The sequence below is a fragment of the Marinobacter guineae genome, assembly GCF_002744735.1.
Taxonomy (GTDB): domain Bacteria; phylum Pseudomonadota; class Gammaproteobacteria; order Pseudomonadales; family Oleiphilaceae; genus Marinobacter; species Marinobacter guineae.
Window position 1 is genome coordinate 907,381 of sequence record NZ_KZ319339.1, and the last position, 23,825, is coordinate 931,205.

Consider the following 23,825-nt stretch of genomic DNA (forward strand, 5'->3'; position numbering starts at 1 on the left):
CTCTTATAGCACTTACCGCGTCTTGTTTTTAAAAAGCCATTCTGGCACCCATGCCAACAGCATCCGATAACCCGCCCAGGTCTCCTTCAACCCCGATAAAGAACGCCGGGCCAGAGCCAACGCCGAACGAGCCAAAGGTTCGAGCAAGAGTGTCGTGGCCAGCACCATTAACGCAGCGGGGAAAGAAAAATGCTTAAAGGCATACAGCAACCGGCTACGCAGCGAATAAAAAAGCCGTCTCGCCTTAACCTGATTGGAGGTGCCGCCACCGGCATGAAAAGCTTGGGCATCGGCCAGATAGAAACTTTGCCAACCGGCCAGACGTGCACGGTATGAAAAATCAACCTCCTCGAAATAAACGAAGAAACGTTCATCAAAACCCTGCAGTTGCTCAAAAAGCCTGCGACGAACGAAAAAGAAAGCACCAATAACCTGATCGACCTTGCGATCAGCCAAATGATCCCATTCCGCCATGGAGTTACCAAGACCGGGAAAAATACGATCCAAGCCAACGGCATGAGCCAAAAATCCAGTGACCGAAGGAAACCTCGCACAGCTGCGGGACACCTTGCCGCTCTCCTCAATCAACTGAGCACCGCAAATACCTACCACCTGGTTAGCCGGCGCCTGCATGAAGTTGACTACCTTTCTAAGCGTACCCTCGAAGAGTGCCGCATCGGGATTGAGAAACAGCAGATAATCACTGTCGGCATCCTTCGCCCCCAAATTACAGGCCTTACCGAAACCGAGGTTTTCGCCGGCTCGTATCAGAGTAACGTTCGGCATTCCCTCAACCGAGGTTTCCGAGCCATCTATAGAGCCGTTATCGACGACTATGATCTTTCCGACATAATCGCCGCCAAATTGGGTGACGGAATCAACGCAGGTTTTAAGTTGTGGGCCTGCGTTCCAGTTAACGACGATGATATCAAGCATATTATATAGCCACTCGTTGGTATTTTAGGCTTGTCGCAAGCAGATGTGGCAATATAACAATCCACAGGAAGTCAAATTTACCAAAATATGGATTAGAGGCAGCGGCTATGCAGAAACAAAATACCCCTGTCATCAAAGGTAAGACGTATATCTTTAAATCAGGCCTCATCTTCAATGATTGCCTGACTCTAATCAGCCCATACCCAAACCAAGAAAAATAAAATAGGAAACCGACTAGCCCTGTAGAGAATAATAGATATACATAAGTTAGTTCATAAGCCCACCCCATCTCTGTTGAACGAACTACGTCGACAGTCGAGCCGTTTCCTGCACCAAATAGAATTGAGCTATCAAACCAACCATTCATCAGGGAAAAGAACTGTAGCGTACGTTCTGACGTGCTCTCGCCGGATTCAAAATTAAAGCCGTCCGCAAACATAATCCAAACTTTGGTAAGATTAAAACCAAGATGATTAAGCAACCCTAAAGCGATTAAGAACAAAAAAATTGATAGTATATAAAAACCAGGTGATCTTGATAATCGCCGAATTTTTATCGGTAATTTTTTAAGACCGGAAAACAAAAAAAATTCTGCCAGAACAATGGCTGGAATGATCATAAAGACGAGTAGCATCGCACGCCGGCCAGTCAAGAACGTAAGAACAATAGACGCCAAAATTAATACCAACCATAAATACGTTTTTTCCCGATATGGGAGCTTTAGCTTAATGTAAAAAAAGTGTATCGCCAGAGGGATAAGGAAAATAAGAGATGAGATCGAGTACATCCTATACTCGACAAATCCATCATAAAATCCGACACCCTGACCTTGATCAAGCTCAAAATAAAGACTTTCTGGCACAAAGCCTGACTTCACTCCAAGGAATAAAAAACTATAAATAATAATAAAAACTAATGAGGCAATCAGCACCTTAAAAAATACTTCAAGCGAACGATCGTTAGAGAGATATACAGATAGCAACAAAAACACCCAGGGCCATAGAAAATAAACAGTTAAGACACGAACTGCGCCAGGTGCACCATTTAAAAAGCCATAAAAAGAATACAATAAACCTACTGAGGTTAAAGATAAGATAGCGAAAAATGCAGTCTTGTTAATTTTAAAAACACCCAAAAACAAGCCTAAAATTGCTACCGAGCAAGCCAACAAAAGCAAACCTGCCTTGGCTGGCACATAAGCGGTAGGAACAAACATTGCCATAAAAATAAGAAGCAACGTTGAACCGCCTCCTATGCGACGCATTAGTAATTTTTCATTCATAACTTCACGAACGCATTAAACCGCAATGACAATTCATGTTCTGAATAGTCGTCAGGCACTGAAAATCTGATCTTATCATAAAAACCAGTGTTTGCATTTCGCGCACTGTTGGCAGTATTGGAGGCAACATCAACCAACGTCGCCTGCGGCAGAGACTCGCAAATCTTCCATGTTGCACTATCCTTTTCAGTTACCACAAAAATGGGCAGGCCGGTCGGAATATACTCAAAGAGTTTACTCGGCAAGGCGGCATAGGATGCCGATAACAGCAACAATCCATCTGACTTTGGTAACTGCGCTAACAGCACGGCACGGGGAACTGCTCCAGGGGTTTCGATTTGCCAACCAATAGCCTTAAACCGTGGTTCAAACGGAGCAATCTGCGCCAACTCTTCCTTCGTGAGCGCGCCGATCAATCGAACAACTCCAGTTTTGGACGTATCGGCGAGATCTCTTAACAGTGGCTCCAGTAGCAGCGCTGGATATTGTGTAAGTCTGGACCCTGTGAAACGGCCTGCATGAACAAGTACTGTTTTAGCGGTATCAACTCCAGCCTCCGCTTCGGCTCTCAGCGTCTGCGCATTTTCAGGGTAGCCATTAGTGAGCACCTGAACCTTTGATGCAAGATGTGGGTAACGGCGACACAACAAGTCGCTCCATACCTCCGACGTAACCTGAATCCCTTTTGCGTCATGCAAAATTCGACGCTCTAACCGTCTTTCCTGCCAGCGGCGCAGTGCTGACGAACGTAATAACGGTTTAAGCGGCTCATCAAGCCAGCCGTCGCGCATATCAACGATGTGCGGAACTGAAGTTTTTCGCGACAGAATCCAGGCGCCAACGTGGGCTGACTCGGGTGGGCTGGAAGACAGTATAAATTGCGCGCCCGCCATGGCCGCCACGACAGTGGGGTGACTAGCAGCGGAACGCGCCCATACAACGGTTGGATCGGGATTAAATAACCAATAAGCGAGCGCGCGGCGCCACTTGTTGGGCTTTCTGGGGTTAGCAGCAGCCGGCTCCCTCAATTCAGTGTCGCGATAAAGCCCAAGACGGTCACGCACTGTTATTTGCTGACCCCATGACTCATCATGTATCGCATCTGCGCTACCAGCCCGGATCATGACGATACGATAGCCCTCTTCTACCAACCAACGCACGAATCGATCTAGTCGATTGTTGCCGACATGATTTTGTTGACCCCAAAAAGGCGCAAATAAAACAGCTTTTTTGATTGTTTGCCTCATGATATTTTTCAGATCTAATCGATTTAGTGGTTGGCAACTAACCGAAACATTGCCTTTAACCACGTGCGGTTAACTAATGCGCTCACTGCGAAATAAGCAGGTACGGCAATTCCACCACCTACCAACAAGCGATACGCAGGAAAGTCTATGGGAGCGACCATTGTATAGGCAAGACCTACCGATGAAGCTGCACACCCAAAAGGGATAAGCAAACTCATAGCATATTCTGCGCCGCCTATTCCCGTGCTAGGCCGAACTAAAAAATACCAACCAGGAATTAACAAAAACGCGGCAAGTAAAGCCTCTGCAGCTGCTAAAACATTTACACCCGATTTAGAAGCGATCCAGAGAGTGGGCGGCACTATAAACAACAGGAGGACATTCCAGAAAAAAGAAAGTCTTGCCTTACCCACGGCAACAAGCAGGCCGCCAACCGGATTACTGCATGAGCGGAACATACCCCATACGGCCAATAATTTTAATATACTGTCAGCATCAATCCATTTTGACCCAAATAGTATTTCCACAACGTCTTTTGAAAAAAAAGCAAGGGCGACATATATAGGAAAATTGATTGATGCAGTCATCCTCATTATCTTCAAATAAATGGTTCGCAACAACTCCAAGTCATTCTGAGCCTCAGCCATAACAGGTAGTCCAACGCGTGTTACAACAGGATTTATGATACCTCCTATTTTTAAGCTAAGATTTCTCGGTAGACTAAACAACCCGAGAGTAGCTGTGGGAAAAACTCTTCCTGCAATCAATACATCAGCTTGGCTATTCACGCTATTTACAAGATTTGTTAGTAATATATAGCTACCGAATTTCACGAAGTGGTTTATCTCGTTTAATTTAAAATGGAATTCTGGCTTCCAGCCATCTCGAGCAAAAAACCAAAGTAACAAAGCTTTGCTCGATTCCATCGCAACTATCCCGGCGACCAATGCATAAGCACTAGGTATCAGGATCGCCCATATTAACGAAGTAGAGAATGCGATAATCGAAGCGACGATTTCGACTTTCGCTATTATCGGAAACCGAAGCTCTTTCTCGGCCATAACCCGTATTTGTTGACCCACTGTCATAAAGAGCACACTGATACTCATAACCATCAGCAATGGCTGAACATTGGGCTTGTTAAAAACTAAATGACTAAGAGGATAGCTAAGAATCAAAATGATGGTCATTAATAACAAACCCACCATCAAATTAAGCCAATAGAGTGTCGACAATTGGCTTCTTGAAATTTCTTTAAAATGAATTATTGCGCTACTGATACCGAAATCTGCAAAAACTTGCGTAAAGGCCATTATTGATAAAACAATAGCCATCAAGCCAAAATCTTCAGGCACGAGCAAGCGGGCCAGTATTGCCATCTGTGCAAATTGAAGGACAGTACGCCCAACCATTGCAACGCTGGTCCAGCGAACTGCGGAGAATGACGCGGCTCTTAGTTTACTTTTTGCCTCGGTCATGTCGCAGTTAACTCTCTGTCTTTATGCCGGAAGTAGATCGAAATGCCTCCGCCCACTCGATAACAATTTTTTTCCAGCTACTAACCGATCGAATGATTTCTCTGTTTCTATTCACATCTGGACGGTAACCCTTTGCTTTTATCAATGCATCGGACAGGTCATTCAAAGTATCTACTTCGATCCAGGAAATACCTCTATCACGAAGTAAATCATATGGCAGCCAGCTACCTGTAATGACTACGCCACCTGCATAAATAGTCTCTTGCATCGCACCAGACAACGCATCATTTTCTTGTAGCTGGACAAGTATATCGGTTTTCAGTCGAAATTGAGCAAGCTCGGCGCCGGTATAGAAGCTCTCATCAACCTTGGACTTGAAGTTTGCATCGCGCAGTCGAGTCTTCACGAGTTCCCTGTTCCGTCTATCTCCATAGCTCATATGAAAAACAAACTCAAAATCATTCAATAGTTCACAATGGCTATCCAGTACTTCGATTAACTTTAAATGCTGCTGATTCGGGGAGGCATTAGTGCCAATCATCACTTTTTTTCTTTCGGCGACGCCCGCTTCACTCGACTCCGATAGCACGATATCGTCAATATCATCTAATAATCCAAGACCAAACCGAAGCTCGCATATTTTTGTAACATTACTAAATACTCGCTCGCACTCAGCCATATAGTCACGGTTATTAAATGACAGAAATTTAGAGTTTTTCAATATGAATTTTATAAAAGGATACTTCCTTTTAGAGAGTGATACATAATCGCTTCCCCAGAACGAAATAGAATAATTTACTCGAAATACGGCCAGCATTATTGAAACTAAATAATTCCTTACACTAAAAAACTGTATCGAAACTAGGTCAACATCATAGCGCAGAATTTTTATAAAATCTCTTGTGGCAAGACTCAACAGCTTTAACCAAAGAATAACACGAGATTTCCCAGATATATTATCTGTTTTGTATAGTTGCACTTCGAATTTTATCGTCTCTAATTCTTTCAACAACCTGTCAAACAAAGGGTTACTTGATCCCGCGATGAACAAGACTCTCACGAATTCACACCTATTCAGAAATTCTGTTTCGGGAAGTTAGAAGGAAAAGTCCAATTTCGCGTCTTTTAATAGACAGCCCAACTGATCCTTATCTGACAACCCCGGGGCTTCTGCAACTGTGTCTAGTGGCCAGTTGATTTCGAGTACCGGGTCATTCCACAGTAAAGTATGCTCAGACTGCGGGTGATAATAGTCAGTAGTTTTATAAAGAAAGTCTGCAGTTTCACTCAAAACCAGGAATCCGTGGGCGAAGCCTTCTGGAATCCACATTTGCCTATGGTTTTGACCGCTCAGTTCGGCAAAGACGCTCTTTCCAAAAGTTGGTGAGAATTTTCTTAGGTCAACGGCAACATCAAACACTCGGCCCCATGGAACCCGCACCAATTTACCTTGAGGTTGTACCAATTGATAATGCAACCCTCGCAATACACCTTTGGTTGAGCGCGAATGATTGTCCTGGACAAATTCGACCGAACGCCCTACAGCCTCGTCGAAGCTTCGCTGGTTCCAGCTTTCCATAAAAAAGCCGCGGCTATCACCGAAAACTTTGGGTTCAATGATCAGGACATCAGGAATTGATGTCGGAATAATATTCATTGCCTCTTACTCTCCACCAATCACTTTAAGGAGATACTGGCCGTAACCAGTCTTTTTAAGACCCTCGCCCTGCTTTCGAAGCGTTTCTGCAGTTAGCCAACCGTTGTTGTAGGCGATTTCTTCAAGGCACGCGATTTTCAGCCCCTGGCGTTGCTCAATTGTGTGCACGAAGTGGCCCGCTTCCATCAGCGAATCATGGGTGCCGGTATCCAGCCACGCAAAGCCACGCCCCAACATCTCGACACTCAGGCTTTGCTCTTCAAGATAAGCGCGGTTGACGTCAGTAATTTCAAGCTCGCCACGGTGCGAGGGCTGGATAGCTTTGGCGATATCCACAACGCTATTGTCATAGAAGTACAACCCGGTTACAGCATAATTGGACTTGGGGTGCGAGGGCTTTTCTTCAATCGAAATCGCCCGTTGCTGAGCGTCGAATTCCACCACACCAAAACGCTCGGGGTCGGAAACGTGGTAGCCAAAAATGGTCGCACCCTGCTCCCGGTCGCTAGCGGCTTTGAGTTTTTGAGAGAAATTCTGCCCGTAAAAGATATTGTCACCCAAAATCAGGCAGCACGGATCATTGCCAATAAATTCTTCGCCAATAATAAAGGCCTGGGCGAGTCCATCCGGGCTTGGCTGTTCAGCGTAGCTGAGAGTTATTCCGAACTGGCTGCCATCCCCCAGCAGTTTTCGAAAGTTCGGCAAATCTTCCGGGGTAGAGATAATCAGGATTTCACGCATCCCCGCCAGCATTAAAACGGACAGCGGATAGTAGATCATCGGCTTATCGTAGATTGGCAGAAGTTGTTTCGACACACCGATGGTAATGGGGTGCAAGCGCGTACCAGAGCCACCGGCGAGAATAATGCCTTTGCGCGTCATTGTTCGGTTCCTTGCGTTTCGGTCAGCATTCGTGCGACGCCTGATTGCCAATCCGGCATGGTCAAACCAAATGTCTTATTTAGTTTGCGGCAATCGAGCCGCGAGTTGAGTGGCCGACGGGCCGGCGTAGGGTAGGCAGACGTTGGGATAGCGCCAATTTCTTTTACCGCTAGCCGTTGGCCGGCATTAAGGGCCTGTTCAATGACAAACTTGGCGAAACCGTGCCAGGACACTTCACCAGCGGCGGCCAAGTGATACAAGCCACTCGTACCAGGGTGATTTGGTGCGTGTTTAAGTGCATGTGCAGTCACGTCTGCAATGAGTTCCGCACTAGTGGGTGCGCCAAGCTGATCGTTAATCACGTTGAGTTGCTCACGCTCTTTCGCCAGACGCAGCATGGTTTTGGCGAAGTTGTTACCTCTGGCAGCATAAACCCAACTGGTTCTAAAAATCAGGTGCTTGCAGCCACTGGCTTTGATCGCCTCCTCACCCTCAAGCTTGGTTTGGCCATAGACGTTCAGGGGTTGGGTTAAGCTGTTCTCCAGCCACGGTTGAACGCCTTCTCCGTTAAACACATAGTCAGTGGAGTAATGTATTAGCCAGCTGCCCACTGCGGCCGCTGACTCGGCCAATGCTTTTACGGCATCCGTGTTAATGCGCCGGGCCAGTTCCGGTTCACTTTCGGCTTTATCAACTGCTGTGTAAGCGGCAGCGTTCACGATGACATCTGGCTGTATACTGCTCAGCGTGTCTCGCAATCCTTTTACGTCGGTAAGGTCACCACAGTATTGACCGAATCCCGAACGATCAAGTGCGATCAATTCGCCCAATGGTGCCAGTGCACGTTGCAGCTCCCAACCTACCTGGCCGTTTTTTCCAAGCAACAGGATCTTCACTGCCCTACCCCCAACCGCTCACGCTGGTAGCTGCCATCTTGTACCCGCTGACACCATTCCTGGTTATTCAGGTACCAATGCACTGTTTTTATCAGGCCGGTCTCGAAAGTTTCAGCCGGGGCCCAGCCCAGCTCTTGCTGGATTTTTCCGGCGTCGATGGCGTAACGCAGGTCGTGGCCAGGGCGGTCGGTTACGAAGGTGATCAGGTCGCGGTAATATGCAAGGCCAGACGGCTTTTCGGGAGCCAGCTCTTCCAGCAGGTCGCAAATGGCCTCAACCACGTCAATATTCTGTTTTTCGTTGTGGCCGCCGATATTGTAGGTTTCGCCGGTTTTGCCTTCGGTCACGACTTTATAAAGTGCACGGGCGTGGTCTTCCACATAGAGCCAGTCACGGATTTGCTCTCCCTTACCGTAAATCGGCAGGGGCTTTCCTTCCAGGGCGTTGAGAATGACCAGTGGGATGAGCTTTTCCGGGAAATGGTAGGGGCCGTAGTTGTTGGAGCAGTTGGTGACCAGAACGGGCAGCCCATATGTCCGGTGCCAGGCGCGTACGAGATGGTCTGAGCTGGCTTTGCTGGCGCTGTACGGGCTGCTTGGCGCATACGGTGTTTGTTCAGTGAACAGGTTTCCCGGACCATCCAGATCGCCGTACACTTCGTCCGTGCTGATGTGATGGAAGCGGAAGTTCTGGCGGCGCTCGGCTTCGAGTGGTTGCCAGTATTGGCGGACCGCTTCCAGCAGGGCGTACGTGCCAATGATGTTGGTTTCGATGAAGTCGGCGGGGCCGTCTATGGAGCGGTCTACGTGGCTTTCAGCAGCCAGGTGCATGATCGCGTCTGGTTGATGCTCTTCCAACACCCGATCGACTTCAGCGCGGTTGCAGATATCGACCTGTTCAAAGGCGTAGCGGCTGCTGTCGCTGACCTCGGCTAGGCTTTCAAGGTTGCCCGCATAGGTGAGCTTGTCAAGGTTGACCACTTCATCCTGAGTGTTCTGAATAATGTGGCGGATTACGGCGGAGCCGATGAAGCCTGCGCCGCCGGTGACCAATAATTTCATAGAAGCTTAACCCACGTTCTCGATATACCAGGGCATGGCTTTGGCGATGCCCTCTTTTATTCTGTATCCCGGCTCGTAGCCGAGTTTGCTCTCAGCCTTGCTGACATCCGCCTGGGAGTGGCGAACGTCACCGGCGCGAAACTCCCGGTAGACCGGTGCATTAGAATAAGGCTTTCCGTTTTCCGCCAGCGCGGATTGCAATGCGTTGAACAGGTCGTTCAGGGTGGTTCTGTCGCCAACGGCCACATTATAGACTTCATTCTTGGCGCTTTGAGCAGCGATGGCCGCGAGCAGGTTGGCCTGAACGGCGTTTTCGATAAAGCAGAAATCCCGACTGGTTTCGCCGTCGCCATTGATGAACACATCTTCACCCTGAATCATCGCGGCGGCCCACTTCGGGATAACGGCGGCGTATGCGCCATTTGGGTCCTGGCGCCTGCCGAATACGTTGAAGTAACGCAGGCCAATGGTATTGAAACCGTAGGTTTTGGCGAAGACATCGGCGTACAACTCGTTGACGTATTTGGTCACGGCGTAGGGGGATAACGGTTTACCGATGTTCTCCTCCACCTTAGGCAATGCCGGGTGGTCACCGTAGGTAGAGCTGCTGGCTGCGTAGGTGAAGCTGGCAACCCCGGCATCACGGGCAGCAACAAGCATATTCAGGAAGCCGCCAATGTTGGTGCCATCGGTGGTGATCGGGTCGTTGATGCTGCGTGGCACAGAACCGAGGGCGGCCTGGTGCAGCACGTAGTCCACGCCCTGGCACGCTTGCTGGCAATCCTTCAGGTTGCGAATGTCACCTTCGATAAAAGAAAAGCGTTGCCACTGCTCGTGGCTGACATAGGCTTTCACTTCGTCCAGGTTATGCTGGTGGCCGGTAGCAAAGTTATCCAATCCGACCACGGTCTGGTTCAGTGTTAGCAAGTACTCCAGCAGGTTGGAGCCAATAAACCCGGCTACGCCGGTCACCAGCCAGGTTTTCGGGGCCTCGTTTAGCTCGATCTGCAACTGTTCGTATCGGGTCATGGTTTACAGCCTGATGTCGGATTCGTTTGCGGACAGAATGTATTTCAGGTCGTAAATCACCCCGGCCGGTTTTGCCAGCGCCCGGATACCTGCCGCACCCAGTGCTTTAAACTGATTGTGCCCAACCGCAAGAATCACACCGTCGTACTGGCCGAACATCGGCTGTTCAATGGGTGCGATGCCGTATTCATGTTGTGCTTCGGCAGTGCTTACCCACGGGTCGTAAACATCCACTTCAATATTGTATTCCGCCAGCTCTTTGACGATATCAATCACCCGGGTATTCCGCAGGTCCGGGCAGTTTTCCTTGAAGGTGAGGCCCATCACCAGTACCCGCGCGCCTTCCACATGAATACGCTTTTTCAGCATGGCTTTAACCAGCTGGGAAACCACGTAGGCGCCCATACCATCGTTCAGGCGGCGGCCTGCCAGGATGATTTCCGGGTGGTAGCCGATGGTCTGTGCCTTGTGGGTCAGGTAGTACGGATCTACGCCAATGCAATGGCCACCCACCAGGCCGGGGCGGAATGGCAGGAAGTTCCATTTGGAACCGGCGGCCTGCAGGACAGCTTCAGTGTCTATACCCATTTTGTTGAAGATCATCGCCAGTTCGTTGATAAGGGCGATATTCAGATCCCGCTGGGTGTTTTCGATAACTTTGGCAGCCTCGGCGACCTTGATACTGCTGGCCTTGTGAGTGCCTACGGTAATGATTTCGTTGTACAGCGAGTCTACCAAATCGGCGATTTCGGGGGTGGAGCCGGCGGTGACTTTTTTAATGTTGGTGACACGGTGCTCCTTGTCACCGGGGTTAATCCGCTCCGGGCTGTAGCCGGCGTAAAAATCCCGGTTAAACACGAGACCGGATACCCGCTCAAGAACCGGAACGCAGTCTTCCTCGGTTGCGCCAGGGTAAACAGTGGACTCATAGATTACGATATCGCCCTGTTTAAGGGTTTTCCCGATGGTCTCGCTGGCTTTGATCAGCGGCGTCAGGTCCGGGCGCTTGTGTTCGTCGATCGGAGTCGGCACCGTAACGATGTAGACGTTAGCGGCTTTGAGATCCTCGGAGCTGGCGGTGTAGCTGAGGTAAGCCGCCTGCCCCATCTCATCACTGCTGACTTCCTGGGTGTGGTCCTGGCCGCTCTGGAGCTCGGCGATACGCTCCTGGTTGATATCGAAGCCGATGACGGGGCGCTTTTTGCCGAATTCGACGGCCAGAGGCAGGCCTACGTAACCGAGGCCGATCACGGCGAGGGTTAGGTTGTCTGTTTGCATAGTAGTTGCTTGCTTTTTTCGGTGGAAACTGGACTTCAGATTTGTGAAAAAAGGGGTCAGACCCCAACTTCAGGCTCCGACTTCGGCCCCATGTTCAGGCCTGCCGCCTTTCAAGAAGGCCCGAATAAATACCATGAAAACACCGAGCATGCCGCCTAACATGGTGGCGACAATGGCGATGAGGGCACGCTTAGGCTCGCTCTTTTCCTGGGGGACAATGGCTGGGTCTACAGTTTTGAAGATGTATTCATCTTGGGCATTAGCCAGCATAACCGTACGGGTTTCACTTTCTATAAGCTGATAAAACACCTGCTGCATACCGGAGATATTAGTCTCGCTGAGCTTTTCTTCCAGATAAGCAATACGTGCTTCAGCTTTTTGTACGTCTTGTTGCCGCATGTATTCGTTAATGTCGTGTACCAGTTTCTCCGTCCAGTCTTCTGCAGCAGGGGGCGACTGACTTTTCACGCTGAGGGTGACCATTCCGGTTTCTTCGTTACTGGAAAGGTTCAAGTGACCTTCTTTGAATTTTTTCACCATGTCCCAGTCGGTGGGCCTGAGGCTCTCGCCTTCTTCATTGGTGAGCCATTCGCCGATTTCCGGGTTGTAGACCTCGCGATTGATAATCCACTGTTTGTTTTCCATGTCCCAAGCTTCGGTGGCCATGAGCGGGATTGTGAGCTCATGGCGGTGGATGAAATCTTTGAGGAAGGCATGGGATTGCAGCACAGCTTTAGCCATAACGGTTTGGTTGTTGCCACCACCGCCGAGGCTGATGCCCGCCAGGCTGGCCAGGCCGCCAAGTTGACCACTAATGCCACTGGCACCACCTTCATCCTGTGTAGGTGCAAGGAGCACGCTGGCCTGATAAATGTTTGGCTTGCTTAGGGCATAGAACACGCCCGCTGCTGCGAACAGGATTGTTGTGGCAATGATAATCCACTTGCCCCGCCAAAGGGTCGCAAAAAGTTCCCGCAGGTCGATTTCATCTTCAGGGTAGGCCTGAATTTCAGGGACTTCCTTTATACGCTCATACTGGGTCATTATAGATTCCCCACTGCTGCTGCGCCAAGCGCCATCTGGTAAACGATCTGGCTTACGTTGCTCCACAACTCGAGCTGGTTCAGTCGGTCTACATCAATCGGTACGATAACCGTATCCCCCGGCTGCAACTGCTGGCTCCGGCCTCCGAACCAGGCACTCTTTTCGGGCAACATTACAGAACCGTCTGCCTTCACAACGTACACCCGGTCTTGGTCTGCCTGGCGAGTCGGGCCGCCGCTCCTCTCAAGGTAATCGTCCACAGTTAGGCCGGCCGAATGGAGATGGCTCGTCGGGAACTGAACTTCGCCGAATACGCTGACCGCTTGGGGAATAGTCGGCACGTTCAGTGTATCGCCATCCTGTAATCGGACGGGTTGGTAACCGGAGTCCGCCAGCACTTGCGGCAGATCTATTACCATCCTTCCCACTGGCCGGCTACTCTGCACGTCTTCAAGCAACCCCTTAACTTCGTCTACACGCTGGGCATTCTGCCCCCCAAAAGAGTCACCCTCCAGCTGCACGCCCAGCAGGTCGCCCTGCAGTCGCTCCTCGGCCTCACGGAGGCGCTGGGCTTCCAGTTGGCGGAGTTTCTCCCGGGTGAATACCGCGCCACGGGGAAAGGCATTATTTGTGAGGCCACCGGCCCGTTCCAGTACTTGACGGAGGGTTTCACCCTCACGGAAGGTGTATTGGCCGGGGTACCGTACTTCGCCTTCCAGCGTTATGGTACGGTTCGTGCCAAAGGACGGAACGGACTTGATCAGAAGCCTGTCCCGGCTTTCCAGTCGCACATCGCTTTTCCCGAGCATGGCTGCAGCCAGATCTACCTGAATGATTTGAGTTTGCTCTACGCCATTGTCATCGGTGTAGCGACGGGCAAGTTCCGCGGAATACATGGAGGCGGAATCGGTGAGGCCGCCAGCCACAAAAATCGCGTCTTTTACGGTGCCTGTGGTCGGTAACGGGTATTCGCCCGGGTAGCGAACCGGGCCTGAGATGCGCATGGTAAGTTGCGGCGAGTAGGGCCCCGCCTGTGCTTTCAGGCGTTTGATGACCGGTTCAAACAATGCGGTCCTGGTGAACTGTTCTGCATTGTTTTTGAGTTCTTCCTGCGCCTTCAGCCTTTCCCGCTCATCCAGGTTTTCAAATGCCCGGGCTTCCCTTTGCTGCCTTTGTTGCTTCTGGACTTGCGAACCATCTTTACTGTCTTCAAGTTCAAACGGAACTTTGCCGGTGTCTGTAAAGAACAGGAGCTGGTCCTTCTCCTGAAGCATCAGGTCTGCTGAACCACCTGGGGCGGTAATAGCGCTCTTCAGTTCCAGATTTACCACTGAGATTCTCTTGGTTTCCGGATCTGTGCGCACAATGGCAGCGTAATTGGTGTCCGCGAAGTCCAGCAGGTCGGCATCCAGGTTCCGGACTATCGAGCTCGCTCGCATTCCCGGTACCCAGGCGAACTTACCCGTTCGGGTGGCAGCACCCTTGATTTCCACGTACTGGCCGGTTACGTCGGCTATGGAGGCCACGGAGATCCGGTCGCCAGATTTCACCCTGGCCTGCTTGCCCGAGTTCTGGGTTAGATCGGCTTCGGCAATAATGCGCAGAAAATCCTCGTTGGTGCGCTCAATTTTCGTGATCTGGGGATAGGCCTGGGGCGTTAGCCCGCCCGCCAAGTCAACAAGCTCTTGCAGGCTGGTGCCTTTCTCGATTTCGTAGAGGGCTGGCCGATACACCTCTCCGTCAATACCGGCAAGGCTGCCAACTGCCGGAATAAAGATGACATCGCCGGCTTGAAGGCGAGCGTCGTCCGAGGTGTCACCCTTCAGAAGCAGATCGTACAGATCCAGGGTACCGATCAGTTTGCCATTGCGTTTGTGCTGAACATTGCGCAAGGATCCCGTCTGCTTGATACCACCGGAAACATATAGGGCGTTAATAATCGTCGAAAGCGAGCTTACGCTGTAGGAGCCCGGGGTTCTTGCCTCACCCAGTACAAACACCCGGATACTGCGCAGCTCCCCCAGTGAAACCGCGGCTTTCACCCCGATATACTGTTCGGAAACCAGCTGGGTGATGTGGTCGCGAGTTTGCTGAAAGGTAAGGCCGGCAACCGAAACCGGGCCACGTTCCGGAAAATCAATGGTTCCGTCGCGGGAGACCGGGAGTTCCAGTTGTTGGTTCTGATTGCCCCAAAGCTGGACCTTCAGAACGTCGCCGGGGCCCATGGTGTATTCCGCCGGAACCGGAATCTCGGTTACAGGTGCAAAGGTGGTGGGAGAGCCGGCAAACAGTTCGTAGCCAAAAGGCTCCAGCCCATGATTCTTTTTGGCAAACTCTTCGTCCTCTCTCTCCTGCTCTTCAGCCGCCTGACGGGCTTCCTGCTCACTCTCCTCCAAAGGCTTCACAACTTCCTGCGAAGGTTGTTGGGGGCGGGACTGGCTGGATGAACCGGTTAACTGGCTTAAATCCACTCCGTATTGCTTTGCCAAAGCTTCCTGCTGAGCTTTGGGCAGGGATTTGAACTGTTCTATCTGTGCGGGAGTGATAGATTGGGCTGTGACTGCCGTGGGGAGCAGGAGAGCCAGGGGGAGTAGTAGGGATTTCAAGTTCACAGGTTGCTGTTCCGGTTTAGGTATTGAATTTTTTGCCACGGACACTCACGGACGGAAAAGAAAAAACACAGAAATTCTTTTGGGCTGTTGTCCGTGAGGGTCTGTGAGTGTCCGTGGCTAAAGAATCTTGAAGTTGGGGTCAGACCACGTGGGGTCGGACCCCTTTTTCAGGGTTCAGAATCGGTAAGTCCATTCAGCGCCAACGGACCACTGGTCTTTTTCGCCGCCAAGGTATTCAATTTTCTTGTCGGTGGCCTGAAGGTTCAGGTCCAGCCAGCCGTTGAGCATTCGAGTGCCATAGCCGACATCAATAATGGCTATGTTTTGATCGCCTTCCGGCACGGTATAGAAGATATCCTGATTCGGGGTGACGGTACGGTTGACGCCATCTTTGTTCAGCCGTGCGTAGGTTATCTTCGCACTGAGGTTCGTGCCGTCATCAAAAAAGTTGAACGCTCCGAGGGTGACTGCTTCCGCATCACCATCAAAGCTGCCCGCCATGCTTCGACCGTAATAGCGGTATCCGGAACGATAACGGGAGTGGTCGTAGGTGATGTTGGGCATTGCCTCACCGAGGACGTCATCGGCCAGGGTATTGGTGTACTCAACAAACCACTGCTGGTCGGCTTTTAAGAGCTGGGTCGTCCAGTCGGCGCCGAGCAGCCAGGATTTTCGGGCCGGGAAAGCACCGGCTTCATCTTCGCCCATCATTTGGGCATATACACCCATGGATTGCTGGCCGATTCCGAAGCCATAGCGAGCGTCGATGCTCGCAAGCTGATTGCCGGGATCATCCTCCTCAAGCTGGCCATTATCCCGGCCTATCAGCGCGTTCCAGAGTGTAGAGGCATTTTCCGGGCGGCCTTCACCCCCAAGCATGATGGCCCTGGACAAACCAATATCCAGTCCGCTTACCGGGCGAAAGGTCAAGCGCATGCCGATCAGCTTTGCATCTGGCACCGCCCTGTCGCTTTCGTATTGGCCGGCGAAGGCGGTGAATTGCCAGGGCCCAACCCATTGCAACCATTCCGCTTCTGGCGCGTGACTGTTATTGCGATTAACCCAGAGGGCCGGCATTGGGCGGGCGTTATTTGAGAGAATCAGGCTGGACTGCCAACCCGGCCCCCACCAGCGGTCTATGGCACCGGCACCAAATACCCAGTTGCCGGCGGCGGCTGCCAGATAGGAGCCATCGAGACGCAGCTCTTTATCGTCATCGGTTTTATCGGCATAGGCCGGCTTAAGCCCCAGGGCCCAGACTTCGCCTTGCCACTGGAGATCGATTGCAGTTCCGGCCTTCGCCAACGAATTCTGATCAAACCCCCGGATTCCAGGAATCTCACTACTGCCATATAGGCTGTACTCGCCCCGAAAGCCCTGCTGGGCCTGCTCTTCCTTCTCGAACCGGAGATAAGCGGCCGCTGAGCCTACTGACGGTTGATCAGAGCTAACACTGGCTTCAAGACCGTTGTGCACCGTGCTCCACATAAGCGGCCAGGTGCTGACCGTGCGATCCATATGGCCACGATCTGCCAGCTTTTGTGCCGCGAAACGCGCCCGGGAATCTCCCGGCTCAAGCCAGGGGGCTGCCGAGAGGGAAAAACTTGCCAGACACGCTACCGCCCCACCGACCAGGGCCCAGTGTTTTAAGGTCATAAAATTATAATTATCTGAGAGCCGACAGGGGAACAGCAATAATAAGGCAACAGCTGATTCCCAACTGGTCCTTGTCGGTATATGAATGTGGTGTTTCAGAAGGGTGAGGATTTTACGGCATCGCCTATGACAAGCAAGTGACAAAAAGCCCGACACTTGGCGATTCAGCAGGTTACCTGAGTAAAGAATTGTTAAAACGTCGGAATTGCAAGGAAATTGCTCACATTTCGGCCAATTGCGCCTTCACCAGACTTGCAAACTCTGTAACGAATGCGAGGAAAACACCTCCCATCAAACCCAGCAGGCCAGCCAACAGAACAATCAGGCTGCGCGCCGGCCCCTTTCGCCCCGCACTTTCCCGGCTTACCGCCAGCACTTCCATTGGCTGAATAGAGCTGAGGGTCACCTCAAGCGCTAACCGTTTTTCAAAAGCCGCTGCAATGGCCGTCCCCGCATCCGTTGCGCCTTCTGAACCTTCCAGCATCTTGATCGTTGAGGTAAGCGATTCGATTTGCCGCTCCAGGTTCCGCTTCAGGCTCGATACAGCCGCCGTTTGCGCTTCCAAGAGTTCATCAATAAGCTGGGCATGAACCTGTTTTACGACCTCTGCCTGAGACGGCGATGCCTCAGACACCACCCGGATCAGCCCGGTATTCTCCGGGTTTTCGAATTGGACTTTAAACGGAATAGACTGGTCATGTTCTGCATGGTAGGTAGACTGGTACTCTGGCAGCCACTGGCTCTCAAGTGTTGCGATTATCGCTGCCGGATTGTCAATGTAATTGCCGGGCGCCTTCTCTGCCAGCTTGACCAGGCTGACATAATCGTATCTTTCCGGCATCAGCATTGCGTAAATGATTCCAGCCAGTAACGCTGAAAAGAGAACTGCGTAAAAGACTCGCCGACGCTTTAAGAACGTCGATGCAAGATCGACCAGGCTGATTTCGTCATTGTATTGCGGCTGAGATCCGCGGCGCCTATCTTCCATTTAAGCTCCATCTTTTTTGTTATATGGCACGGGGCTGAGTTGTCAGCCGCACTTGGCCTGACTCTGTTTCAATGCCCTAATGGCAGTTCCTGTTAGCTCTTTATAGCAGATACCGGCACTTTTACCCGCTGCTGCTTCTGCATAAAGTTAATCAGCACAATCGCCCGTTCTTCGCCATCATAGGCCTGGAAGATGGCATTGATGCCTTCGAACGGCCCCTCGTTGAGCTGTACGGCCTGGCCCGGCTTGATGCCGCCCTGCTCGGCCACCGAATCGAGGCTGTCTTTGATGTGCTGAATCACCTCATTACTCATGGCGGCCGGCTTGTTGGCGAAGCTGACGATTTTCAACACGCCCCGGGTGGAGCGCAGCTTTGCCCACATGGGGTCGGTCTGCTCCAGATTCACGAACAAATAGCCTGGGAACAGGGGCTCCAATTTTTTGCTGCGCTTGCCGGCCTTGATTTTTTCCACGGTGATTTTCGGAAAGAAGCAGGCAATATCCTGATTCTGAAGATTCGCGAGAGCGCGATCGCCCTGGGCGGGCTTGAGTTGTAGTGCGTACCAGTTCATGGCCGGTGACGGTACCAGCTTCCCGCAGCAATGAAATACGGATTTAACACATCTGGTTTACCGTATTTCAGTGGCGTTCCATCCAGGGTCTCAACTTTGCCGCCCGCAGCCACAAGTACAGCCTGGGCTGCGCCGGTGTCCCATTCACAGGTTGGACCCAGACGCGGGTAAATGTCGGCATGGCCTTCGGCGATGCGGCAGAACTTGAGGGAGCTGCCGGCCTGCACCAGTTCATGTTCACCAAGCGCATCAATAAAGGCTCTGGTGTCTTCGTTAAGGTGGTTTTTACTGGCCACCACCCGCTTTACTGCTTTGGGTTCCGCTACCCGGATACTGTGAACCCTTCCGGTGCGGTCGCGCCTATGGGCGCCCTCACCCACTACGCCCCAGTAGGCTTCCTTCAGAGCTGGGGCGATAACCACACCCATTACTGGCTCGCCGTCTTCGATCATGGCAATGTTGACGGTGAATTCCCCGGTACGCTGGGTGAAATCTTTGGTGCCATCGATGGGATCCACCAGCCAGAACCGGCGCCAGTGTTTGCGCTCTTCCCAGGGAATGTCTTTGCCTTCCTCGGAGAGAATGGGGATATCCCGGCTGATGTTGCGCAGGCCGTGGGTGATGATGTCATGGGCGGCGGTGTCTGCCGCAGTGATGGGCGAATCGTCGGCTTTGTAGCTCACCTTGAAGTCCGACTGGTAGATATGCAGCACTTTCTCGCTGGCCTCGTCGGCCACTTTGATGACATCCGGGAGGATGGAGCTGTAATGCATGTAATTCGCTTCCTGCTTCAGATCAAAACGTTATGAACTATGATAGGTGATAGTAACATTCCAGCAATAAATAATCAGAAGGATGCCTCTATGAAACTTCGCTTCCTCGGCGGCACAGGAACAGTCACCGGCTCCCGCTACCTGCTCTCCGATGACAAGCACCGGATGCTGGTGGACTGCGGCATGTACCAGGGTGTAAAAACCCTGCGCCGGCGCAACTGGGCGAAGTTTCCGGTGGATCCGTCCACCATTGATGCAGTGGTGCTTACCCACGCCCACATTGACCACTCGGGTTACCTGCCCGCCCTGGTGAAAAACGGCTTCAAGGGCAAGGTCTACTGCACCAAGGCCACCCATGAGCTGTGCAAGGTTCTGCTGCCAGATGCCGGTTTTCTGCAGGAGGAAGATGCGAAATACGCCTTCCGCAAGAAGTTCTCAAAACACGAGAAACCGGAGCCGTTGTTTACCGAGAAAGACGCCTGGGAAGCCCTCAAGCATTTTGAATCCCTGCACTACCACGAGACGTTCGAGCCGGTGAAAGGGTTTCAGGTAACCTTCACCCCGGCGGGGCATATTCTCGGCTCCTCCTGTGTGCATGTTCATCACAAGGGTGCTGACAGAACGGTGGTGTTCAGCGGTGACGTGGGGCGGCAAAACGACATCATCATGCGGCCGCCGGAGCCCCTGCAGAAGGCGGATGTGCTGGTGTGTGAATCAACCTATGGGGATCGGGCCCATGGCGAAACGGATCCGGAAGCAGAGCTTGCGGATATTATTACGCGAACCGCTGGCCGGGGCGGCATTGTTCTGATTCCCTCCTTTGCCGTCGGCCGGGCCCAGATGTTGTTGTATGTGATTCACAAGATTATGAGCGACGGGAAGATCCCGAAGCTACCGGTGTTCCTGAACAGCCCCATGGCCATCAAGGCTACCGAGATCTTCTACAAGCACCATAAAGAGCACAAGCTCAGTGGCGCGCAATGCGAATTGATCGATGACAAAACGACACTCGTGCGCACCGTGGAAGAGTCCATTGAACTGGATGCCGCACGTTATCCCTGCGTGATTATCTCTGCCAGCGGCATGGCCAGTGGCGGGCGGGTTTTGCATCACCTGAAGACCCTGTTGCCCAACCCACGTAACAGCGTTGTTTTTGCTGGGTTCCAGGCGCCTGGTACGCGGGGGGATGCTCTGGTGAATGGAGCCGAATCCGTGAAAATCCATGGAGAGTATTGGCCGGTGAAGGCCGAGATTCACAACCTGGATTCACTCTCAGCTCATGGGGATTACAACGAGATTCTGGCCTGGCTTGAGCAGGGTTCACTCAAGCCGGAGAAGGTGTATGTCACTCACGGGGAGATGGTTGCGAGTGACGTTATGCGGAAGCGGATTCGGGAGAAGTTTGGTTGGGATGTTGAGGTGCCGGAGTTGTTTGACGAGGTAGGGGTTTAATTGACTGTGCAGCCTGACGGGCTGTACCTGCCTCTCCAGTTCGAGGCCCCGCTTGTGTCGACGATACAACTCCAGCTTCCGGCAACTGATCGCTCAAGTCGCAATACGACACCAGTGAGATCGCCGTGAGCATTGCCGCCCATGGTCACCTGAAGGTGACCAGAACCGTCAGCATTTAGCGTCGCTATATTCGTTGCGACTGTACCGGTGGTTAAGGGCGAGGGGGAATAGCCGATATCTGAGTTAGTCACCGCTCCATTCTGCGCTAGTCGTTCCTCTACCGCCGACTTATACGCCGACAGCTCCCCGAGGGCCCGATTTATCTGGGATTGCATTACATACCCTTGATAGGTGGGTATGGCTATGGATGCGATAATACCGATGATTGCAACAACGATCATCAGTTCAATCAATGTAAAACCACTGTTCTTTCCAGGCATGAAACATAATCCAGTGAAATATATCTGTCCTCAAGCAAAGTTCAGACCAGCATCATTCGCTGCCAGGCCGAGGGAAATTTCCGTGTAGCCAGAAGCGCGGTAGGAGCGGAGCGTAGGGACTCTCGGCATAGACACTCAGATCCGCTTCCATTGCCTGGTGGTAACGCCATACCTCTTGGCCCCAGGCAACTCCCAAGATTAGCACTGCAAAAGCAAGCATTGGTTTTAGGCGGGCCCGGCCTGGCATGGCATCACTCTCCCCCTCTGAAGCGAAGGCATTCTCAACAGGTTGCAAACTCAAAGCCCAAAAGACTGCCAGCACCACCAAGCTAACTGTCATTGAGGCGGGAACAAGAAAGACTGCGGAAACTCCTGCGTGAGCCAGTCCCGCTATGCAGGAGGCAGTAAAAGCAACCATCAAGGAGGCATACTCCTGCGATCCTGAAACAATTAGTCCGCGTAAGAAAAGAAGCCTTTTCAAAGTTACGCCCAGAAGGACAGCCACGAACGCTATCAAGGTCCAGCCGTACTCGGCCGCCCACATCAAATACATGTTATGGGGATGCCCCAAGGTCTGAACAAACAGGTATTCTGGCGTAATTGAAGAATGGGTAAGCCAAGATTGAGCCCCCATACCCAACGGGAAGTTTTGCAAACTCATTTGCCATGCCTCCCTCCAGAGCGGCATGCGCCCAGAAGCACCAGCATGCAGGGTACGGATCACAGTTTCGTCGAAAACCAGTTCCGGAATTGCCCAGGACAGCAAACACCACAGAACCGCGCCCAACAGAACAAATTTCACCGAAACCACCAACCAAGGTATTGTAGCCCGACCAAAAATTGCCAGCACAATCAACGCCGCTAGTGCCAGACTGACCATTGACCCTCGCGAGGTTGTGAGTAACGCTACCCACCACCAAACCCCGGACGTGAAGAAGACTCCTACCCGCCAAAGTCCATTATTTCTGAGTGGTGCATATATTAGCGCCAGCGGAAGCAACGGCAGGAACCAAGTGGCCAAGTGGCTCCAGTAACGCATGTTTACAAAACCCCAGGGAATGACGTCAACGAGTTTGGAGAAATCGTCCGTGATGGCGAACACATACATTGTGAGGCTCATGGCCGCATAGAAAAAACAACCAATCTGAATCACGGCAACCAATGTGATGGCAGCCTTTTCAGTGCATTGCAGTGCGCGAATACCCCAACCTAAAACTGAAAATCCCAGAAAGAAAAACGCATACATTCCCGGCTCAACCCACCGGTAATCGCTGCCAGAGACAGGAACGGCCAGAACGAGAAACCCCATGGCCACCAGGAACGCAGGCCAGTTATCCAGCCATAAATTAGCGCGCCCATCACTTGCGGGAACCAGCAAAACAACAAACGTTACGAAAACAACAAGGAAGACCTGAAAAAAACGCTGATTAGCAAAGTTGCTGAACCAAACCGGCAGGAAATCCGCAAATAGTGAAACAAGAATAACGGAGACAAAAACGGGGACGAGAAAACCATGGAAAAAAGAGCTGGACTGGTTGAATTTCAGAGGAATTTGAGAAGTACTATACCCTTTCGTTACCACATCAACGCCCCAGCATGACCACCAATAAATAACAACAAAAACCCCGCCTATTGGCAGGGCTTTTGACTTTCTCTTACTCTCAGACCCCAAAGGGCTTGAGCGCAGTGCTTACTTAGCTGTGCTCACAGCTGGCCGGCGCGTACGAGTCCTTCCAACCTTGAGTAGATGTTCCACCTGTCATGGAGCAGGAGTAGGCGCCAGCAAGACTGCGGCTGACAGTAATGACGACACCACGGACAGAGCCGGAAGCATCTTCACCCAACTTCACAGACCAAGTCATAGTTGGCAAGTCACCATCTGTCACATCGAGACCGGCCGCATCGCCATAGGTATCGTCGACAAGGTTAGACCCAGTCCAACCAATATTGATTTGGCGAGGACTAGCACCCAAATTATCTGCAGTCGCAACGACTTCACCGCCGCTGTTAAAGATGCTTTCAGCGCTGGATTTGAGAGCGTTAACCTCACCAACAACACGAGAAACCTGGGCGCGAGCGGTATAGTCCTGATACTGCGGAATAGCGACAGCTGCCAGGATACCGATGATCGCAACGACGATCATAAGTTCGATCAGAGTGAAACCCTTCTGGGCGTGATTGATTTGCATATTTTTCATTGTCGACCTCTGTGTTTAACGGTTATCAACTCTTAATGGCCCGGGCCCGGTGGAGCCGTGCCCCGCGACCGGTTTTAGAGCCTACCCGAGCTAAAGCAGCTGCCGTGCCAGTTTCGCGAATAGAGCGATTTCCACTTTATTATCAGCATGATGTGATCGTCGTCGTTGCCTATGATGATGCCAGAGCGTTGACTGGCATCCGACCCGATGCGTCACCACGTGACCATTTTTGTCAGTTCTCTGTTACATCCAATCGGCTCAAACCCAATAGCCTTCACCTAATCAATACAGAAAGCGCCTTTCCAAACCAACACCAGACATCTAAACTCAGTGACATTTACAAA

Annotated in this window: 21 protein-coding genes; 1 reads left to right on the forward strand and 20 read right to left on the reverse strand. The window is 51.6% G+C overall.

The window, feature by feature from the left end; all coding sequences use genetic code 11:
- Positions 1–12 precede the first annotated feature (12 nt).
- From CLH62_RS04130 to cysQ, 17 genes are all read right to left on the reverse strand, one after another.
- Complete coding sequence (locus CLH62_RS04130; protein WP_170005752.1) at positions 13–936, reverse strand: glycosyltransferase family 2 protein; 924 nt, start codon at positions 934–936, stop codon at positions 13–15.
- A gap of 1 nt (position 937) precedes the next feature.
- Positions 938–2,218, reverse strand: a complete 1,281-nt coding sequence (locus CLH62_RS04135; RefSeq protein WP_099616856.1) for a hypothetical protein — start codon at positions 2,216–2,218, stop codon at positions 938–940.
- Complete coding sequence (locus CLH62_RS04140) at positions 2,215–3,465, reverse strand: glycosyltransferase (RefSeq protein WP_099616857.1); 1,251 nt, start codon at positions 3,463–3,465, stop codon at positions 2,215–2,217. The genes CLH62_RS04135 and CLH62_RS04140 overlap by 4 nt, the downstream gene beginning before the upstream one ends.
- A 23-nt stretch (positions 3,466–3,488) precedes the next feature.
- On the reverse strand, positions 3,489–4,943 hold the full coding sequence (locus CLH62_RS04145) for an MOP flippase family protein (protein WP_099616858.1): 1,455 nt from the start codon (positions 4,941–4,943) through the stop codon (positions 3,489–3,491).
- Positions 4,944–4,950: 7 nt separating this feature from the next.
- Complete coding sequence (locus CLH62_RS04150) at positions 4,951–6,003, reverse strand: hypothetical protein (RefSeq protein ID WP_143752349.1); 1,053 nt, start codon at positions 6,001–6,003, stop codon at positions 4,951–4,953.
- Between the two features lie 36 nt (positions 6,004–6,039).
- Positions 6,040–6,600, reverse strand: a complete 561-nt coding sequence (gene rfbC / locus CLH62_RS04155; protein WP_099616860.1) for a dTDP-4-dehydrorhamnose 3,5-epimerase — start codon at positions 6,598–6,600, stop codon at positions 6,040–6,042.
- 6 nt (positions 6,601–6,606) lie between these two features.
- Entirely contained in the window at positions 6,607–7,482 is an 876-nt protein-coding gene (gene rfbA / locus CLH62_RS04160) for a glucose-1-phosphate thymidylyltransferase RfbA (RefSeq protein ID WP_099616861.1), read from the reverse strand.
- Positions 7,479–8,378, reverse strand: a complete 900-nt coding sequence (gene rfbD, locus CLH62_RS04165; protein WP_099616862.1) for a dTDP-4-dehydrorhamnose reductase — start codon at positions 8,376–8,378, stop codon at positions 7,479–7,481. The genes rfbA and rfbD overlap by 4 nt, the downstream gene beginning before the upstream one ends.
- The gene (gene rfbB, locus CLH62_RS04170; protein WP_099616863.1) at positions 8,375–9,439 is read right to left on the reverse strand and encodes a dTDP-glucose 4,6-dehydratase; all 1,065 of its coding nucleotides are present in this window, start codon (positions 9,437–9,439) and stop codon (positions 8,375–8,377) included. Before rfbB ends, rfbD begins: the two co-directional genes overlap by 4 nt.
- Before the next feature lie 6 nt (positions 9,440–9,445).
- The gene (locus CLH62_RS04175) at positions 9,446–10,468 is read right to left on the reverse strand and encodes an NAD-dependent epimerase/dehydratase family protein (RefSeq protein ID WP_099616864.1); all 1,023 of its coding nucleotides are present in this window, start codon (positions 10,466–10,468) and stop codon (positions 9,446–9,448) included.
- Positions 10,469–10,471: 3 nt separating this feature from the next.
- Entirely contained in the window at positions 10,472–11,746 is a 1,275-nt protein-coding gene (tviB, locus tag CLH62_RS04180) for a Vi polysaccharide biosynthesis UDP-N-acetylglucosamine C-6 dehydrogenase TviB (protein WP_099616865.1), read from the reverse strand.
- A gap of 69 nt (positions 11,747–11,815) precedes the next feature.
- Positions 11,816–12,790 (reverse strand): Wzz/FepE/Etk N-terminal domain-containing protein, encoded by a 975-nt coding sequence (locus CLH62_RS04185; protein WP_099616866.1) that lies wholly within the window; start codon positions 12,788–12,790, stop codon positions 11,816–11,818.
- A complete protein-coding gene (locus CLH62_RS04190; protein WP_099616867.1) occupies positions 12,790–15,402 on the reverse strand; it encodes an SLBB domain-containing protein in 2,613 nt (870 codons plus the stop codon). Before CLH62_RS04190 ends, CLH62_RS04185 begins: the two co-directional genes overlap by 1 nt.
- Before the next feature lie 174 nt (positions 15,403–15,576).
- A complete protein-coding gene (locus tag CLH62_RS04195; protein ID WP_099616868.1) occupies positions 15,577–17,058 on the reverse strand; it encodes a capsule assembly Wzi family protein in 1,482 nt (493 codons plus the stop codon).
- A gap of 220 nt (positions 17,059–17,278) precedes the next feature.
- Positions 17,279–18,046 carry a Wzz/FepE/Etk N-terminal domain-containing protein gene (locus CLH62_RS04200; protein ID WP_099616869.1) on the reverse strand — a complete coding sequence of 256 codons (768 nt, stop codon included), beginning with the start codon at positions 18,044–18,046 and terminating at the stop codon, positions 17,279–17,281.
- Between the two features lie 92 nt (positions 18,047–18,138).
- Complete coding sequence (gene rfaH / locus CLH62_RS04205) at positions 18,139–18,618, reverse strand: transcription/translation regulatory transformer protein RfaH (RefSeq protein ID WP_099616870.1); 480 nt, start codon at positions 18,616–18,618, stop codon at positions 18,139–18,141.
- The gene (gene cysQ, locus CLH62_RS04210) at positions 18,615–19,391 is read right to left on the reverse strand and encodes a 3'(2'),5'-bisphosphate nucleotidase CysQ (RefSeq protein ID WP_099616871.1); all 777 of its coding nucleotides are present in this window, start codon (positions 19,389–19,391) and stop codon (positions 18,615–18,617) included. Before cysQ ends, rfaH begins: the two co-directional genes overlap by 4 nt.
- A gap of 90 nt (positions 19,392–19,481) precedes the next feature.
- Here cysQ and CLH62_RS04215 point away from each other — a divergent pair, with 90 nt between their 5' ends.
- Positions 19,482–20,843: an MBL fold metallo-hydrolase gene (locus CLH62_RS04215; RefSeq protein ID WP_099616872.1), complete on the forward strand. Its 1,362-nt coding sequence runs from the start codon at positions 19,482–19,484 to the stop codon at positions 20,841–20,843.
- Here CLH62_RS04215 and CLH62_RS04220 read toward each other — a convergent pair.
- The 3 genes from CLH62_RS04220 to CLH62_RS04230 all read right to left on the reverse strand — a co-directional run bounded on the left by CLH62_RS04220 (position 20,840) and on the right by CLH62_RS04230 (position 23,472).
- A complete protein-coding gene (locus CLH62_RS04220; protein ID WP_099616873.1) occupies positions 20,840–21,283 on the reverse strand; it encodes a pilin in 444 nt (147 codons plus the stop codon). The genes CLH62_RS04215 and CLH62_RS04220 overlap by 4 nt on opposite strands.
- 52 nt (positions 21,284–21,335) lie before the next feature.
- Entirely contained in the window at positions 21,336–22,865 is a 1,530-nt protein-coding gene (locus CLH62_RS04225; protein WP_099616874.1) for an O-antigen ligase family protein, read from the reverse strand.
- Positions 22,866–22,977: 112 nt separating this feature from the next.
- Positions 22,978–23,472 carry a pilin gene (locus CLH62_RS04230; protein WP_211285683.1) on the reverse strand — a complete coding sequence of 165 codons (495 nt, stop codon included), beginning with the start codon at positions 23,470–23,472 and terminating at the stop codon, positions 22,978–22,980.
- Positions 23,473–23,825 lie beyond the last annotated feature (353 nt).

Excerpts from the sequence above, each read along its gene's own strand:
- cysQ (WP_099616871.1), bottom strand. The coding sequence starts at position 19,391 with ATGCATTACAGCTCCATCCTCCCGGATGTCATCAAAGTGGCCGACGAG.
- tviB (WP_099616865.1), bottom strand. The coding sequence starts at position 11,746 with ATGCAAACAGACAACCTAACCCTCGCCGTGATCGGCCTCGGTTACGTA.
- CLH62_RS04215 (WP_099616872.1), top strand. The coding sequence starts at position 19,482 with ATGAAACTTCGCTTCCTCGGCGGCACAGGAACAGTCACCGGCTCCCGC.
- CLH62_RS04195 (WP_099616868.1), bottom strand. The coding sequence starts at position 17,058 with ATGACCTTAAAACACTGGGCCCTGGTCGGTGGGGCGGTAGCGTGTCTG.
- CLH62_RS04130 (WP_170005752.1), bottom strand. The coding sequence starts at position 936 with ATGCTTGATATCATCGTCGTTAACTGGAACGCAGGCCCACAACTTAAA.
- CLH62_RS04145 (WP_099616858.1), bottom strand. The coding sequence starts at position 4,943 with ATGACCGAGGCAAAAAGTAAACTAAGAGCCGCGTCATTCTCCGCAGTT.
- CLH62_RS04185 (WP_099616866.1), bottom strand. The coding sequence starts at position 12,790 with ATGACCCAGTATGAGCGTATAAAGGAAGTCCCTGAAATTCAGGCCTAC.
- CLH62_RS04140 (WP_099616857.1), bottom strand. The coding sequence starts at position 3,465 with ATGAGGCAAACAATCAAAAAAGCTGTTTTATTTGCGCCTTTTTGGGGT.
- rfbC (WP_099616860.1), bottom strand. The coding sequence starts at position 6,600 with ATGAATATTATTCCGACATCAATTCCTGATGTCCTGATCATTGAACCC.
- rfbA (WP_099616861.1), bottom strand. The coding sequence starts at position 7,482 with ATGACGCGCAAAGGCATTATTCTCGCCGGTGGCTCTGGTACGCGCTTG.
- CLH62_RS04135 (WP_099616856.1), bottom strand. The coding sequence starts at position 2,218 with ATGAATGAAAAATTACTAATGCGTCGCATAGGAGGCGGTTCAACGTTG.
- CLH62_RS04200 (WP_099616869.1), bottom strand. The coding sequence starts at position 18,046 with ATGGAAGATAGGCGCCGCGGATCTCAGCCGCAATACAATGACGAAATC.
- CLH62_RS04175 (WP_099616864.1), bottom strand. The coding sequence starts at position 10,468 with ATGACCCGATACGAACAGTTGCAGATCGAGCTAAACGAGGCCCCGAAA.
- CLH62_RS04220 (WP_099616873.1), bottom strand. The coding sequence starts at position 21,283 with ATGCCTGGAAAGAACAGTGGTTTTACATTGATTGAACTGATGATCGTT.
- CLH62_RS04230 (WP_211285683.1), bottom strand. The coding sequence starts at position 23,472 with ATGCAAATCAATCACGCCCAGAAGGGTTTCACTCTGATCGAACTTATG.
- rfaH (WP_099616870.1), bottom strand. The coding sequence starts at position 18,618 with ATGAACTGGTACGCACTACAACTCAAGCCCGCCCAGGGCGATCGCGCT.
- rfbB (WP_099616863.1), bottom strand. The coding sequence starts at position 9,439 with ATGAAATTATTGGTCACCGGCGGCGCAGGCTTCATCGGCTCCGCCGTA.